The following is a 13,843-nucleotide window of genomic DNA, read 5'->3' as shown; positions in this document are numbered from 1 at the left end:
TCAAAGCCCCCGCCGCCCGCGCTGCGTCGCCCGTGCGAGCATCGCCTGGATCTGCGCCTCGGAGCGGCGGAAGCTCGCCGCATCGCTCGCCGTCACGTTGAAGACGATCGTCGGCGCCGCCTTCGCACCCCCACCGCTTGCGGCGACGCCGAGCGAGCCGTCGGCGCCGCGCTTCAGCGGCAGGATCGCCTCGGCCCCCGCCTCGCCCATCAGCCCGATCTGCCCGCCGCTCGGAAAATAGCTCGGCGAAGCCACGACGCCCCCCTTGGCGAACGGCGTCACCGTGGCGCCCGCCCCGCCCCCGCCGAACAGGCTGCCGAGCCCGCCGAAGATCTGCCCGGCGACGCCGCCGAGCGCGTTCTCCAGCGGCTTCAGTGCTGCCCCGAGCGCGATCGAGGAGAGCCGCGTCGCCAGCTGCTGCAGCACCCCGTCCAGCGACTTGCCGCCGGTCGTCGCCCCGCGCAGCGCCGAGGTCAGCGCCGCCCCGAAGGCGTTCGCCTTGCCCGACAGGTCCCCCAGCGCCTTGTCGAATGCGGCGGTGTCCGCCTCGACCGCCACCGTCAGCGTCTCGTCGGCCATCGCTTACCTCGCCCCATCTGGAAATTGTTGCATCAGCGACGCCAGCCCGGCGCGCCCGATCGGCACGGGTCGCGCCGGCAGGGAGGGCGCGATGGCGGAGGCGAACTCGCGCGGCGTCATTCGCCAGAACTCCGAGGGCGCCAGCCGCAGCACGCCGAGCCCGACCGCCATTACCTCGTCCCAGGGAAACGCCGCGCCGTCCTCGTCCGGCGCCACGCTCACGGGCGAAGGGGCGCAGCGTTGTCGCCCTCGCCGAAAGCCGCGCCGAGGAGATCGGCCACCACCCGCGCCGCGCCCGCCACGCCGCCCTCGATCCGCATCACCGACACCTCCGCCGCGCTCGCGCTCTCGCCGCCGCCGCGAAGACCCGCCGCGATGATCAGGATCAGGTCGCGCGCTGCGAGCCGGCCCGAGCCGAAGCGCTGCACCAGCGCCGCGACGTCCTCCACCGCAAACGCATCCTCGAGTTCGGCCAGCGCCCCGAGCGTCAGGCAGAGCACCCGCTCGCGCCCGTCGATCAGCACGCCCACCTCGCCGCGCCGCCGGTTCGCCATCACAGCGCCACGAAGGCGAGCGCGCCCGCCGATTCCAGCGTCAGCTCGAAGCTGACCTCGCCATTGTGCTCGCCGGCATATTCGAGCGCGGTCAGCTGGAACGGCCCGGTGATCCGGCCGAAATCCGGGATCACCGCCTGGAAGGCCGCAATCCTCGCCTCGAAGAAGATCTGCCGCACCGCCGCGTCGGACGCCAAATCCTTGAACACCCCGGCGCCCGACAGCGCCGCGCGCTGCACCCCGGCGCCGCCGAGGAGTTCGCGCCACCGCCCGACGCTCTCGGCATCGGTCACATCCACCGTCTCGGCGTTGAAGGCGATCCGCCGTGTCCGCAGCCCCGCCACCGTCTCGAACGTGCCGCTGCCCGCCGCGTCGAGCCTCAGCAAAAGATCCTTGCCCCTCTGCGCCGCCATCTCAGCTTCTCCCAAAGAAAAAGGCGGCCCCGGGGGGACCGCCTGTTGTCAGTGCTCTCGTCTGTCGTCTGTGCCGGATAGCCGTCCGCTGCCGGTCCGGCCTCTTAGGTGTCGGCTTACGCCACCGGCTCGGTCACCGCGCGGAACCTCAGGATCCCGTGATAGGTCGTCGACTCCGGCTCCTGCCGCGCCTCGGCGAACTGCAGCTGCAAGTTCACCAACGTGTGGCCGGAAACCGGCAGGTGCGCGTCGTGCAGCTTGTTGGTGACCTGGTTCATGATCTCGTAGGTCTCGGCCTTGCCGCCGCCCTTGCCCCAGACGTGAAGCGTCAGGAGATGCTCGGCGCCATCCTCCGTGCCGGTCGACCAGTCGACCACCGTCGTGCGGCCGAAGGTCAGGTACGGAAACCGCGCCTTTTCCGGAATATGATCGAAGACTTTTGGCCCACCGAGCAGCGCGGTCAGCGCCGGATCACCGGTCAGGGTCTGGAAAATGGTTGTCTGCAACTCGGCGCTCGCCTGCATCATGGTCAGAAACCTCCGGCATCACCCATCGTGTTGCATCAAAATATGCTGTGAGGCCTCTCGAAAGTCGATGCGCCCAACCGTTAATTTTCGTCAATCTTTCCGGATGCAGTCTCTGCCGCCGTTTTAGCCCGTCCGCTGGCGACAGGGCGCAGCAGCGCTGACAGCATCGACGTTCCCGGCAACCGGCCTCCCCAGCCCTCGCCGCCCACGCCCCCGCCGTCCATGCCAGCACCGGCGGATGCCCGCGCCGCGGCCCGCCGCATCGCCGCCCGCAACTGCCGCTCGGGCAGGCGCACCCGCACGACGATCCTCACGTCTCTTCCCGGCAGCGGCAGACGAGATAGCGCCCGCTCTCGTCGGGATCGCGGACGTCCTCGACCACCAGCTGCCGCAGACCGATCGCGAACGCCATCCCGCGCTCCACGTCGCCCCGCGCCCGGCAAGTGACCCGGTGCGTCACCGCCACCTCGTTCTGCCCGAAGCGTTGCTGGCGCTCGGCCGAGATCGGCTCGACATGCACCGAGACCTCCGCCACCTCGTGCCAGGCAGCCACCGCGCCGCCGCTGTCGTCCGGCACGAGCTCTACCGCCTGCAGCACCGCGCGCCGGCGCAGGAGGCCGGGATCGATGAAGCTCAGCACCATCAGAGCCGCACCCGCCGGAACGGCTGCAGCAGCACGCGGGCCGAAGGCGGCACCAGCCCCGGCTGCATCGCCACCGGCACCGCCGCCCGCAGCTCGTAGGAAACCGCGACGATCCGCCGGATCGCGAGCAGCAGGTTCTCCGGCACCTCGCCCGGCCCGAAACCGGCCTCGACCTCGATCTCCACCCCGTTCGCCGCTGCTGCGACGACGCGGCGCGACACCCGCACCGCCTCGATGCCCAGCGCCCGCTCGATCACCGCCTCCTCCGGTCCGAAGACTGTCGGCACCCCGGCCGCGTCGAAAGCGGTGATCCCGCTCACCCCGTGCAGCGGGTGCCGCTCCACCCCGATCCAGCCATCGCGCGGCACGGGATCGACGGCAAGCCGGAACGCCCGCCGCACCAGCACCAGCCGCGTCTCGGCCTCGATCGTCTCGCGCGCGGCCTTGGCCAGAGCGGCGATCAGCCCGTCCTCGTCGTCCCGCTCGATGCGGCAGAAGGTTTTGAGATCGGCGACGCTCACCGGCTCCGCCAGCACGCCCCCGAGGTCGATCAACGTCATCACCTGCATCCTTCCAAAATTCTGACGGCCCCACATGCGAAAGGCCGGACGTTGCCGCCCGGCCTTTCCTCTCGTCGCGTCCCGTCGCCCGGGCGCGCCGCCGGCACCTTTCGCCGGCGCCGCGTCCGGCTATGCCGCGAAGGCCAGCAGCTTCACCGCGTCAAAATCCTGCACCCCGCCGCCGACCCGCTTGGTCGTGTAGAAGAGCACGTAGGGCTTGGCCGAATAGGGGTCGCGCAGCACCCGCACGCCCTGGCGGTCGACGATGAGGTAGAAGCGCTGGAAGTCGCCGAAGGCGATCGCCTTGGAGCCGGCCGCGATGTCCGGCATGTCCTCGGCCTCGACCATCGGAAAGCCCATCAGCGTCGCCTTGGCGCCGGCACCGGCCGGCGGCAGCCAGAGATAGTTGCCGTCGGGGTCCTTCAGCTTGCGCACCGCGCTCTGCGTGCGCCGGTTCATCACGAAGTTGCCGTTCTGCCGGTAGCCGGCCTTCACGGCGTAGACGAGGTCGATCAGCGCATCGGCGCCGAGCCCCGGCAGGAAGCCGCCGGCCTGACCGGTCGAGACGGTGCCGACCTTGCCCCAGACCCAGGCGTTCTCCGCCACGGTGTCGTAGGTCATGAAGCCTTTCGGCTTGGCGACCCCGTTGCCACTGACGAAGGCCGAGGATTCCTGCGCGGCAAACGCCTGCTCGACCTCCTCGCCGATCCAGCGGTCGATATCGACGGCGCTGTCGTCGAGCAGCGCGTTGGTGGCCGCCGGCATGGCGTAGAGCTCCATGGTCGGGAAGCTCAGCTCCGCCAGCGTCGGCGCCGTGGTGCCCGGGCGGATGTCGGTCTCGGCCACCCAGCCGGTCTGCGCGCCGGTCACCGCGAACGGCTTCTTCAGCACCGAGGACGACACGGTGCGCACGCTCGCAATGGCACGGATCGGCGAGATCGCCGCCAGCCGCCGGCCGATCTCGGTCTCCGTCTCCGCCGGCACCAGAAAGCCGCCATCGGCGCCGGTGACGCCCGACATCGCCTTCTCCTCAAGGCGCCGCACGTGCCGCTCGTCGCCGCCGCGGATATAGGCCTCGAACGCCGTCTTGTGCTCGCTCGGCCGCGCCTCGTGCCCTTCGCCGCCGGCACCGCCGAGCGCCGGCCGCATCTGCTTCAGCACCAGCCGCTCCAGCCGCTTCTCCTGCTCGTCAAGCGCCCGGCCGATGCGGTCGACCTTCTCCTCGCTGACGACGTCCGCCGTCATCCGCCGCTCGATCTCCGACAGGCGTCCGTCGTTCGCCTCGCGAAATCCTTCGAAGGCCTGCATGAACTGGTCGAAGGCCTGGCCGACCTCGCCTGTCGCGGGCCCCATCTCCGTCTGGGCCTTGATCTCCGGTGCGCTCATGGTCTGCGGCATGTCGTCTCCTCCTTCGGTTGAAACTGTCCTGAAGCCGCCCGGCCGCCGGCGAAGCGCCGGCACCGTCAAGCGGCCCTTCCGCCCAGCGCCGCTAGGCGCCCGCGATCTCCTGCTCGCCCGCGCGCAGCCTTTGCGCGCCGTCGCGCAGCCGCAGCGCCAGGGGCGCGGCCTCGTTGCCGACCGCCCGCACCCGGGCGCCTTGCTGCATCGGAAAGGTGACGACCGAGATCTCCCAGAGGTCGATCTCCACCAGCCGCCGCCTGGCGCCGCCCGGCGCCGTCTCGCGCGCCGCCCGCGTCGTCCGGAAACCGATCGACAGCCCGTCGACCGCCCCGGCCGCGATCAGCTGGAAAGCCTCGCGCCCGCCGCGCGTCTCCATCGCCAGCCGGCCCTCGACGAAGAGCCCCCGCGCATCCTCGGCGACGCGGGTCCAGACCCCGATCGGCCGCCCCGGCTCGTGCTGCCAGAGCATCCGGATGCCGCCCGCGCCCCGCCGCGCCAGCGAGGCGGCGAAGGCGCCCGGCAGGATGCGGTCGCCGGCGAGATCCACCTGGTGGAACAGCGCCGCATAGCCCCGCACGGTCCCGGCCGCCGCCCCGGCGGCAGTGTCCCGCGCCGCCGCAGGAACCGGCGCCATCCCGCCGCCCCGTGCCCCTCCGAGAGCTCGGCCCATCCCGGCATTTCCGCGAAGACCCACGCCCAGCGCACCAGCCGCCTTACTTTGGAGCGGCACCGGCACGCCGCTGGCCGCCTTGCTCCGAAGCGGCACCATCGCGGCCGCCTTCGTCTGCAGCGGCGCCGGCCGTCCCGCGACCATGCCGGCCGCCGCCGCGCCGGGCCGTGCCGCCGCCGTCTCCGGCGGCCGGGCGGCATGCGTCTCCCGTTCGCCCTGTCGCGGTCCCGCCGGGCTCGCCATGCTCAGCCCTCCCCGCCGGCGGCGGTTCCGCCTTTGCCGGGCACCAGCTGCGCCGCGAGGCGCGCGAGAATGCCGAGCGCCCACCAGGCGCAGAGGCTTGCCGCCGCCGAGCCCATCATGATCCGCTCGCCGGCCGACAGCGCCTCGTCGAGGCCGAGCCACGCGGCGAGCGCGAGGCCCGCCGGCGCGCCGAAGACGAGGCCGGTGACGACGCCGATCATGAAGCGCGCCCCCGCCTCGCGCCGCCCGTGCGGCAGGAGATAGGCGACCGAGATCGCCGACCCCGCCGCCGCCCCCGCAAGCTTTGCCACCCACACCGCCGCCGCGGTGATCGGTTCTGCCGTCATGGCCGCTCTCCCCTTGCTCGTCTGCCCATGTCGCCCGTCACCGCGGCCCGTAGCCGACGGCCGCGCGCTTCTCGTCCTCGCTGAGGAAGTCCGCCGCGCTCACCCGCGCCCAGCGCGCCTCGCGCTCGGCGCTGAGGCCTTCGATCCGGTCGGCGTCGAAGGCGAGGCGCAGCGCCGGCTCGCCGAAATGCCCGCCCAGCCAGTCGCCGATGGCGCCGGCGAGCCGCTGTACCAGCGGCAGCACGGTCAGCCGATAGAAGGCGCGGTTGGCCTCGGCATAGTTGGAATAGGTGGCGTCGCCGGGGATGCCGATGAGCATCGGCGGCACGCCGAAGGCCAAAGCGATCTCGCGCGCCGCCTGGTTCTTCGCCTCGATGAAGTCCATGTCCTTCGGCGACAGGCCCATGGCCTTCCAGTCGAGCCCGCCCTCCAGCAGCATCGGCCGCCCGGCCCGCGCCGCCCCGGTATAGCCTCCCTCGAGCTCGGCCTTCAGCCGGTCGAACTGGTCCGGCGAGAGGTTGCCGGCCTCGCCCGGCTGGTAGACCAACGCGCCGGACGGTCGCGCGGAATTGTCGAGCAGCGCCTTGTTCCAGCGAGCCGCCGCATTGTGCAGGTCGAGCGCGCTGCGGGCCGCCGACAGCGGCGCAAAGCCGTTCGCATCCGCCAGCGGGTGGAAAAGCTTCAGGTGCAGCACCCGCCCCGGCCGCTCCCCGCCACCGCCTTCCGCCCCGCCGCTATCCGGCCCCCCGCTCTCTTGGCCAATGCTCCCCGACCCGCCCTCCGCCGCGATCCGCCGGACATAGCTGCCGATCCTGTACTCGTAGGCCTCCGGCCAGCCGTCGCTCCCCTCCACCACCCGCACCCGGTCGGGCCTCAGCGCAAAGAGGGCGCGCGGCCGGTCGACCACGGACACCTCGAGAAAACCGTCGCCGGCCAGCAGCAGATGCCCGCACAGCGTCTCGATCAGCCCGGTGCCATCCTGCATCCCGTTCGGCCGCCGCAGCAGCGCCAGCAGCGGATGCGCCTCGATCTCGCGCGTGCCCTCGTAGAGCAGCAGCGGGATCGCCGCAGCGTTCTCGGCGATCAGCCGGATCGAGCGGTAGACCACCGGGTTCTGCATGAACCCGGCCTTTGCCAGGCCCTGGTAGCTCCGCTCCCCGAAAGCCCCGTCCGAGGCGTCGGTAAACACCAGCGTTCCACCGCCGACGCTCTTGCCCTCGGCCGGCCGCGAAAGGGCTGCCGGCGGGTTCGTCAAGGCGCGCGTCATCATCCCCGCGAGCGTCGATCGCAGTCCCATGTCGGTCTCCCCGTAATGTCAGATTTTTCCGAAGACGCCGCAGCGCTAGCCCGATTTGGTCCGTCGACCTCTACCCGCAGCCGGAAAGGTTTTGCCTCGGCAGCGCCGCGGCTCAGCGCCGGAGCACAGCCGCGACGGCCTCCACCGATCGATCTCCCCCCATGAGAGGGAGATGCCCGGCAGGGCAGAGGGGGGTGCGCCGCCGCCTCGCTGCACGAAAAGCGGCAGGCCCCCACCAACGAAAGCACCGGCCGCATTCATCAGCCGCAGCGCGTGCCTACAGCCCGCGCACCCGCGGCTCGGCCACCGGCGCCAGCAGCGCCGTCACCGCCCAGACCAGCGCGTCCAGCCGGTCGGGCGAGCGCCCGTTCGACAGCCCGTCCGGCCCGAAATCGCACATCTCGTCTTCCAGCGCCGCGAAGCTCCCGGCGTGCCGGACGCGGCCTTGCTCGTAGAGGGCGGCCACCGGCTCCGCCCGCACCCATTTGCCGCGCGTCGCCCGCACGCCCCGCACCGGCACCAGAGGCGAAACGGTGCGGATCACCGCCTCCACCATGTCGCCGCCCTGGTTCACCTCGGCGACGATCCGGTCGGCCTCCAGCCGCTCGTAGAGCGCCACCGCGGCCGCCGCCCATTCATGCGGCTTGGCGCCTTGCCGGCTGGCATCGGCAAGCACGTAGATCGTCCCGTCCGCCGCCCGCCCGGCCGCGACGATCCCGCAGGCGTCCGAGTTCTTGCCCGCCGTCGCCGGCGGGTCGACGCCGACGACGATCCGCCGCAGCGGCGGCGCCGCCCGCACCCGCAGCCGGTCGATCGCGGCGCGGTCGAACAGCGCGTCCTCGCGCGCCGCGATCCACTCGCCCTCCAGCTCCTGCCGCGCCAGCCGCGAGCCGCCATAGCGCTGCGCCATCGCCTCGACGAAACCGGCCCCCAGATTCCCCGCATTCTCCGCCGTCCGCATCCGCGTCGCGACGGTCATCGACTTCAGCAGGAAAGGCCGCGCCCCCAACGCGCCGATCTCCCCCCTTGAGGGGGAGATGGCCAGCAGGCCAGAGGGGGGTGCCTCACCAGGTTCTGCGACGAAATCCCTGCCGCCGCTCCCCCTGTCCAAATCCCCGCCGCCACCCAACACCCCCGCCTCGACTAGCAACCGCTTCAACAGCGGCACCGGCCGCGGCGTCGTCGTGAACAGCGCCCGCGCCTGGTCGCCCAGCCGCAATCCCATCTGCAGATTGTCGAAACAGGCCTCGGGATGTTTCCATTTCGCCAGCTCGTCGCCCCAGGCCGCGTCGAACTGGTAGCCGCGCAACGCCTCGGGATCCTCCGAAGAAAACACCTGCGCCACCGCGCCATTGCCGAACACCAGCCGCCGCCGCGTCGATTCATAGACCGGGCGGACCCCGCCGACATTCGCCCGAAGCCCGCTCTCGCCTTCGATCATCACCTCGCGGGCGTCGCCCAGCGTCTCCGCCACCAGCGCGATCCGGCCATAGGGTTTCGCCCCGGCCTGCCCCTCGACCAGCGCCCGCACCCATTCCGCCCCCGCCCGCGTCTTGCCCGAGCCGCGCCCGCCGATTAGCAGCCATTGCCGCCAGTCGCCCGACGGCGGCAATTGCTCCGGCCGCGCAAGGCTCGCCCAGCCCGGCATCGCCGCCGCAAGCACCGCCGGCGGGCAGTCCGCCATCGCCGCCCCGACGGCCGCCCAGAAAGCCTCGTCATCTAGCGTCAACGCGATGCCTTCCGCCCGGTCCGTCAGGCCGGTTCCCGGGCGGCCACCCCAACGGGCTGACCGGAACCCTCCCCCGCGAACCGCCCCTCGCCGTCGAACAGCGTGGCCCCACCGCGCCGCCGCGCATCGAGCGCCTGCAGCCGGCGCAGCATTTCGGCCCGCAGCCGCGCGGTCTCGCCGTCCCCATCCTCGCCGCCGCGCGCCTCCAGCGCCTCCAGGCGCTTCAGCTCCAGCAGCTTCTCCAGCGTCCGCGTCATCTGCCCGACCGCCTCGATCCGCCCCTTGGCGCCGCCCGGCGGCCCATCCCCGCCCGCACACTCCGCCTCCAGCGCCGCCATCTCGCCCGTCAACACCGCCAGCAACCGCTCCGACAAGGACGAACCCGCCACCTCCGCCATTCCCGCACCCTCCGGACATGAAAAAGGCGGCCGGACCAAAAGCCCGCCGCCACACTTTTCCGACTGTACCCTAGAGCTACCCGACCACCGTCACGCAGTCAAGGCATATTTTCATATTAAGGATATTATTCTTACTTTGCTAGTGCCGGCAGCGCGGGGACTCTCGGCCGAGCGCCTACCGCCGCCCCTCCCCCGGATCGTCCCCCGGCCAGTCCGCTAGATGCTCCTCGAAATCCTCCATCTCCATGCCGTCCTCGGAAATCGTCCGGTCGCGCACCGAGATGCCGGCGTGGTGGACGGTTTCGGGATCGCCGGAGACGAGGTGGTGCCACCAGTAGAGGTCGCGGCCCTCGCGCACCAAGCGGTAGGCGCAGGTCGGCGGCAGCCAGGCGATCTTCTTCACCGCCTCGACGTCGAGGCCGATGCAGTCGGGCACGGTGGCGCGGCGGTTCTCATAATCCGAGCAGCGGCAGCTGTGGCCGTCGAGCAGCGTGCAGGCGACGTTGGTCCAGGCGATCTCGCCGGTGTCCCAGTCCTCCAGCTTGTTCAGGCAGCAGCGCCCGCAGCCGTCGCACAGGCTCTCCCACTCCTCCGGGCTCAGCGCCTCGAGGGTGGTATGCTGCCAGAACGGTTTGTTGCCGAAATCACGCATGGGGAATTTCGTTCATAAGCTCAATGTCTTCTTGTTGTCGCCGCATAATCCGGCCACTTAATCTCATCGAAGGGACTGCGGTGCTAGAGCCGTCCGAAAGACGGCTCCGGCCGCTGGAGAACAGGTCGAACGTGCCATCATCGTCGCCCAAGACCCCGAAACGCTGGAACCCCACGCGGCTGATCGAGCTCGACGCGTGGATCGACTCCAGCCTGTGGCGGTTTTTTCACGCCTTTTCCGCCATTTGGGAAAGCATTACCATCTTCTCCCGGCGGTTTCGCGCCACCGGCTTCAAGCGCATTTTGGTCGAACTTTCCTGCGAGGGGCTGACGCTTGGCCTTGCCGGCATGGTGATGATGCTCGTCCTTGCCCAGCCGGCGATGAAGCTCACGGTCGACGGCCTGCCGCTCGAAACCGACTATTCCGTGTTGTTTCTCGACCGTCACGGCAATGAGATCGGCCGGCGCGGGGTGCTGCGCTCGGACGCCATCCCCATCGACGAGATGCCCGACCCCTTCGTCAAGGCGGTGCTCGCCACCGAGGACCGGCGCTTCTTCGACCATTTGGGCATCGACTTCTTCGGCCTCGCGCGGGCGCTCAGCGAGAACGCCCGGGCCGGCGGCGTCGTCCAGGGCGGCTCGACGCTGACCCAGCAGCTCGCCAAGAACCTATTCCTGTCCAACGAGCGCACCATCGACCGCAAGATCAACGAGGCCTTCCTGTCGCTCTGGCTGGAATCCAATCTCACCAAGCGCGAGATCCTCGGCATGTATCTCGACCGCGCCTATATGGGCGGCGGCAGCTTCGGCGCGGCGGGCGCGGCGGAGTTCTATTTCGCCAAGAACATCCGCGAGGTGAGCCTTGCCGAGGCGGCGATGCTCGCCGGCCTGTTCAAGGCCCCGGCGAAATACGCCCCCCACATCAACCTGCCGGCGGCGCGCGCCCGCGCCAACGAGGTCCTGTCCAACATGGTGCAGGCCGGCTTCATGACCGAGGGCCAGGTCGTCGCCGCCCGCCGCCAGCCTGCCACCGCCGTTGACCGCTCGGCCATCACCTCGCCCGACTATTTCCTCGACTTCGCCTTCGCCGAGGTGCAGCGCATCGCCGAGAAGATCCCGCACCGCAATTTCGTCGCCCGCACCTCCTTCGATGCCGGCCTGCAGCAGCTCGCCGACGAATCGGTCTCCTATCACCTGCAGCAGTTCGGCAAGCCTTACGGCGTCGACGAGGCGGCGATGGTGGTGCTCGACGACGAGGGCGGCGTGCGCGCCATGGTGGGCGGGCGCGACTACGGCCTGTCGCAGTTCAACCGCGCTACCAAGGCGCTTCGCCAGCCCGGCTCCTCGTTCAAGGGCTATGTGTATGCGGCCGCGATGGAGAACGGCTTCAAGCCGCTCGACGTGATCTCTGACGGCCCGATCACCGTCGGCAACTGGTCGCCGCAGAACTACGGCCGCTCGTTTGCCGGCCGGGTGACGCTGGAAGACGCGATCGCCCGCTCGATCAACACCGTCCCGGTCCGGCTCAGCCAGAAGATCGGCATGGCCAAGGTCACGGCTTTGGCCAAGGCGATGGGCGTCGAGAGCCCCTTGCGCGGCGACAAGACCATGGCGCTCGGCACCTCCGAGGTCACCGTGCTCGACCAGGCGACCGGCTATGCCGTCTTCCCCGCCGGCGGCATGGATTCGCACCGCCATGCCATCCTGTCGCTCGCCGACGGCAGCGGCGACATCCTGTGGGACGCCAACCGCGACATGCCCCCCCGCCACCGCGTCCTGTCCGAGCAGGCGGCGAAATCGATGAACGAGATGCTGGTGCAGGTGCCGATCAAGGGCACCGCGCGCAAGGCGCAGCTGACCATGACGCGCGCCGCCGGCAAGACCGGCACCACGCAAGGCTACCGCGACGCCTGGTTCGTCGGCTACACCGGCAACTTCACCGCCGCCGTCTGGTACGGCAATGACAGTTTCCGCCCCACCAACAAGCTGACCGGCGGCTCCCTGCCGGTGCAGACCTGGCACCGCTTCATGGAGGCCGCGCACCAGGGCATCGAGCTGAAGCCGATCCCGTTCATCAAGGATCCCCTGCCGGCGCCGTCGACCGAGAAGGTCGCCGCGGTCGCCGATGCCGCCCCGCGGCCAGTGCGCCCGCTGTCGCTGAACAACGCGGCGCAGAAGCTGCTCCTCGACCTCGGACGCCAGTTCGAGACGGCCCCGCCGCTCGGGCCTGAAAAGGTCGCCGCCAACCGCCCGGCCTCCCCCGCGCCATCGCCGCAGTAAGCCCGGCGCTGCGCCGTCGCCGCACGGGCCCGGCCAGTGGCTTCGGACTTGCCAGCGGCGGCGGGAAGTGAAATGAGCCGCAACGGCCCGCCCTGGAACGAGACCGTATGCGCTTCCTGATCCTTCTCGCCGTGTCGATCGCGATCGCCCTCGGCCTCGGCACCTGGAGTGCCAACTGGGCGCTGGGGGAAGCCGCCGATTTCGGCGCCGTCGAGGTCGGCCCGTGGCGTGCCAACCCGCTCGCCGGCTCGGTCGATGCCGATCCCTATTCCAAGGCGCGCCTTGCCCGCATCGGCAATCTGACGCTCGGCATCGGCGAGGGCATCCTGTTCCGCGCCACGCGCGACAGCGGCGGCGAGGTGCTCAGGCGCGAATGCAGCTATGTCCTGGCCGGCCAGACGCCGCCCGCCCGCATCTGGACGCTCGCCGCCTTCGCGCCGGCCGGGCAGCTGGTGCCGGCCGGCGAGAACCGGCCGGGCTGGCTGAGCTCGCGCGGCCTGATGCGGGCGGAGGACAACAGCGTCGGCATCGCGATCTCCCCGGTCGCGCAGGCCGGCAACTGGCTCGCCGTCACCGGGCGGGGCGCCTATGTGCTGGCGCTGACGCTCTACGACACCCCGGCGAGCTCCTCGAGCGGCCTTGGCCAGCTCGACATGCCGAGCCTCGTGCGCGGAGACTGCCTCGATGGTTAGAGTGCTCTTCGCCATCGTGGCCGGCCTCATCGGCGCGGCAGCGGTCCACATCGCGGCGATCTTCGCCATCCCGGAGCTCGCCGAGAACAACGCCTGGGGCCGGCTCGCGCGCATCGCCGAGATCAACCAGGTGGCCCGCATCGACTCCCTCAGCGGCGAGGCAGCGGCCTCCACCGACAAGCCGGGCGCGCATGATTTTGCCTTCATAGACCCGAGCTTCGTCACCGCCGCCTGCCGCTTCTCCCTCGCAGAGGGTCCGGTCCGGCTCCTGGCAAACGGCCGGATCGACTTCTGGTCGGCCTCGATCTACTCGCGCTCAGGCGACAATCTCTATTCGATCAACGATCGCTCGGCCGTCGAGGGACAGTTCAATCTCCTGGTGGCGACTCCCGAGCAGCTGACCGAGGCGGGAACCTCGGACGAGCGCGACGAGACCGCCATCCCCGTCGGCGTCGACATCGACGAGGGCTATCTGACGCTGCGCATCCTGGTCGACGAGGAGAGCAAGCGGCCGGAAGTCGACGCCTTCGTCCGCTCGCTCACCTGCGATCCCGTGCCGCCACCGAGCGACGAATAAGGCGTTGAAAGGTCTGCCTCCGGCAAATCGCCCGAAGCGGCAGGGTCAGGCCTGAAGCTGCTCGAGCAGGTCAACCGCCGCCCGTGCGCCGCCGGTCATCGGCTCGCGGCGGATGCACGGCAGGATCACCACCTCGGCGGTCGCGCCGGCGGGGCGTGACGGCGTCGCCATCGGCGGGCGCTCCGGAAAGCGAAGTACGGTTGCCATTGCTACGAACCCTTGCCTGCCCCTGACGGATGCTCGTCAGCCTCTGACCTCCGGCAGACTATGAGCAGCCTACCT

Annotated in this window: 19 protein-coding genes; 3 read left to right on the top strand and 16 right to left on the bottom strand. The window is 70.7% G+C overall.

Annotated features, from left to right (window positions below; genetic code table 11):
- The 15 genes from ACZLZY_RS00440 to ACZLZY_RS00370 form a co-directional block, all read right to left on the bottom strand.
- Positions 1–579 (bottom strand): phage tail tape measure protein, encoded by a 579-nt coding sequence (locus ACZLZY_RS00440; RefSeq protein ID WP_472931429.1) that lies wholly within the window; start codon positions 577–579, stop codon positions 1–3.
- A 3-nt stretch (positions 580–582) separates the two neighbouring features.
- Positions 583–801: a rcc01693 family protein gene (locus ACZLZY_RS00435; protein ID WP_472931428.1), complete on the bottom strand. Its 219-nt coding sequence runs from the start codon at positions 799–801 to the stop codon at positions 583–585.
- Positions 798–1,133, bottom strand: a complete 336-nt coding sequence (locus tag ACZLZY_RS00430) for a gene transfer agent family protein (protein ID WP_472931427.1) — start codon at positions 1,131–1,133, stop codon at positions 798–800. Before ACZLZY_RS00430 ends, ACZLZY_RS00435 begins: the two co-directional genes overlap by 4 nt.
- Positions 1,133–1,546, bottom strand: coding sequence for a phage major tail protein, TP901-1 family (locus ACZLZY_RS00425; RefSeq protein ID WP_472931426.1), 414 nt, complete (start codon positions 1,544–1,546; stop codon positions 1,133–1,135). Before ACZLZY_RS00425 ends, ACZLZY_RS00430 begins: the two co-directional genes overlap by 1 nt.
- Positions 1,547–1,662: 116 nt before the next feature.
- Positions 1,663–2,073: a DUF3168 domain-containing protein gene (locus ACZLZY_RS00420; RefSeq protein ID WP_472931425.1), complete on the bottom strand. Its 411-nt coding sequence runs from the start codon at positions 2,071–2,073 to the stop codon at positions 1,663–1,665.
- Between the two features lie 80 nt (positions 2,074–2,153).
- Complete coding sequence (locus tag ACZLZY_RS00415) at positions 2,154–2,387, bottom strand: hypothetical protein (protein WP_472931424.1); 234 nt, start codon at positions 2,385–2,387, stop codon at positions 2,154–2,156.
- On the bottom strand, positions 2,384–2,716 hold the full coding sequence (locus tag ACZLZY_RS00410) for a phage head closure protein (protein WP_472931423.1): 333 nt from the start codon (positions 2,714–2,716) through the stop codon (positions 2,384–2,386). Before ACZLZY_RS00410 ends, ACZLZY_RS00415 begins: the two co-directional genes overlap by 4 nt.
- On the bottom strand, positions 2,716–3,276 hold the full coding sequence (locus ACZLZY_RS00405) for a head-tail connector protein (RefSeq protein WP_472931422.1): 561 nt from the start codon (positions 3,274–3,276) through the stop codon (positions 2,716–2,718). Before ACZLZY_RS00405 ends, ACZLZY_RS00410 begins: the two co-directional genes overlap by 1 nt.
- Before the next feature lie 129 nt (positions 3,277–3,405).
- Positions 3,406–4,674, bottom strand: a complete 1,269-nt coding sequence (locus ACZLZY_RS00400; RefSeq protein WP_472931421.1) for a phage major capsid protein — start codon at positions 4,672–4,674, stop codon at positions 3,406–3,408.
- A 91-nt stretch (positions 4,675–4,765) separates the two neighbouring features.
- Positions 4,766–5,590, bottom strand: a complete 825-nt coding sequence (locus ACZLZY_RS00395; RefSeq protein WP_472931420.1) for an HK97 family phage prohead protease — start codon at positions 5,588–5,590, stop codon at positions 4,766–4,768.
- 2 nt (positions 5,591–5,592) lie between these two features.
- Positions 5,593–5,937: a DUF6107 family protein gene (locus ACZLZY_RS00390; protein ID WP_472931419.1), complete on the bottom strand. Its 345-nt coding sequence runs from the start codon at positions 5,935–5,937 to the stop codon at positions 5,593–5,595.
- A gap of 37 nt (positions 5,938–5,974) precedes the next feature.
- Positions 5,975–7,204: a phage portal protein gene (locus ACZLZY_RS00385; RefSeq protein ID WP_472931929.1), complete on the bottom strand. Its 1,230-nt coding sequence runs from the start codon at positions 7,202–7,204 to the stop codon at positions 5,975–5,977.
- Between the two features lie 307 nt (positions 7,205–7,511).
- Complete coding sequence (locus tag ACZLZY_RS00380; protein WP_472931928.1) at positions 7,512–8,918, bottom strand: DNA-packaging protein; 1,407 nt, start codon at positions 8,916–8,918, stop codon at positions 7,512–7,514.
- 68 nt (positions 8,919–8,986) lie between these two features.
- Complete coding sequence (locus ACZLZY_RS00375) at positions 8,987–9,361, bottom strand: hypothetical protein (protein ID WP_472931418.1); 375 nt, start codon at positions 9,359–9,361, stop codon at positions 8,987–8,989.
- Positions 9,362–9,536: 175 nt separating this feature from the next.
- Positions 9,537–10,013 (bottom strand): YcgN family cysteine cluster protein, encoded by a 477-nt coding sequence (locus ACZLZY_RS00370; protein WP_472931417.1) that lies wholly within the window; start codon positions 10,011–10,013, stop codon positions 9,537–9,539.
- A 131-nt stretch (positions 10,014–10,144) separates the two neighbouring features.
- On the opposite strand from ACZLZY_RS00370, the gene ACZLZY_RS00365 reads away from it, so the two are divergent.
- From ACZLZY_RS00365 to ACZLZY_RS00355, 3 genes are all read left to right on the top strand, one after another.
- Positions 10,145–12,292, top strand: a complete 2,148-nt coding sequence (locus tag ACZLZY_RS00365; RefSeq protein WP_472931416.1) for a transglycosylase domain-containing protein — start codon at positions 10,145–10,147, stop codon at positions 12,290–12,292.
- 107 nt (positions 12,293–12,399) lie between these two features.
- The gene (locus tag ACZLZY_RS00360) at positions 12,400–12,984 is read left to right on the top strand and encodes a DUF1214 domain-containing protein (RefSeq protein ID WP_472931415.1); all 585 of its coding nucleotides are present in this window, start codon (positions 12,400–12,402) and stop codon (positions 12,982–12,984) included.
- Entirely contained in the window at positions 12,977–13,561 is a 585-nt protein-coding gene (locus ACZLZY_RS00355) for a DUF1254 domain-containing protein (protein ID WP_472931414.1), read from the top strand. Before ACZLZY_RS00360 ends, ACZLZY_RS00355 begins: the two co-directional genes overlap by 8 nt.
- 45 nt (positions 13,562–13,606) lie before the next feature.
- On the opposite strand, the gene ACZLZY_RS00350 is transcribed toward ACZLZY_RS00355, so the two are convergent.
- Positions 13,607–13,768, bottom strand: coding sequence for a hypothetical protein (locus ACZLZY_RS00350; RefSeq protein WP_472931413.1), 162 nt, complete (start codon positions 13,766–13,768; stop codon positions 13,607–13,609).
- Positions 13,769–13,843: the final 75 nt, after the last annotated feature.

It is taken from the genome of Mesocryomonas lacus (genome assembly GCF_055730135.2).
Note: the sequence above shows the minus strand (reverse complement) of the source record. Positions and strands in the feature narration are given on the sequence as shown.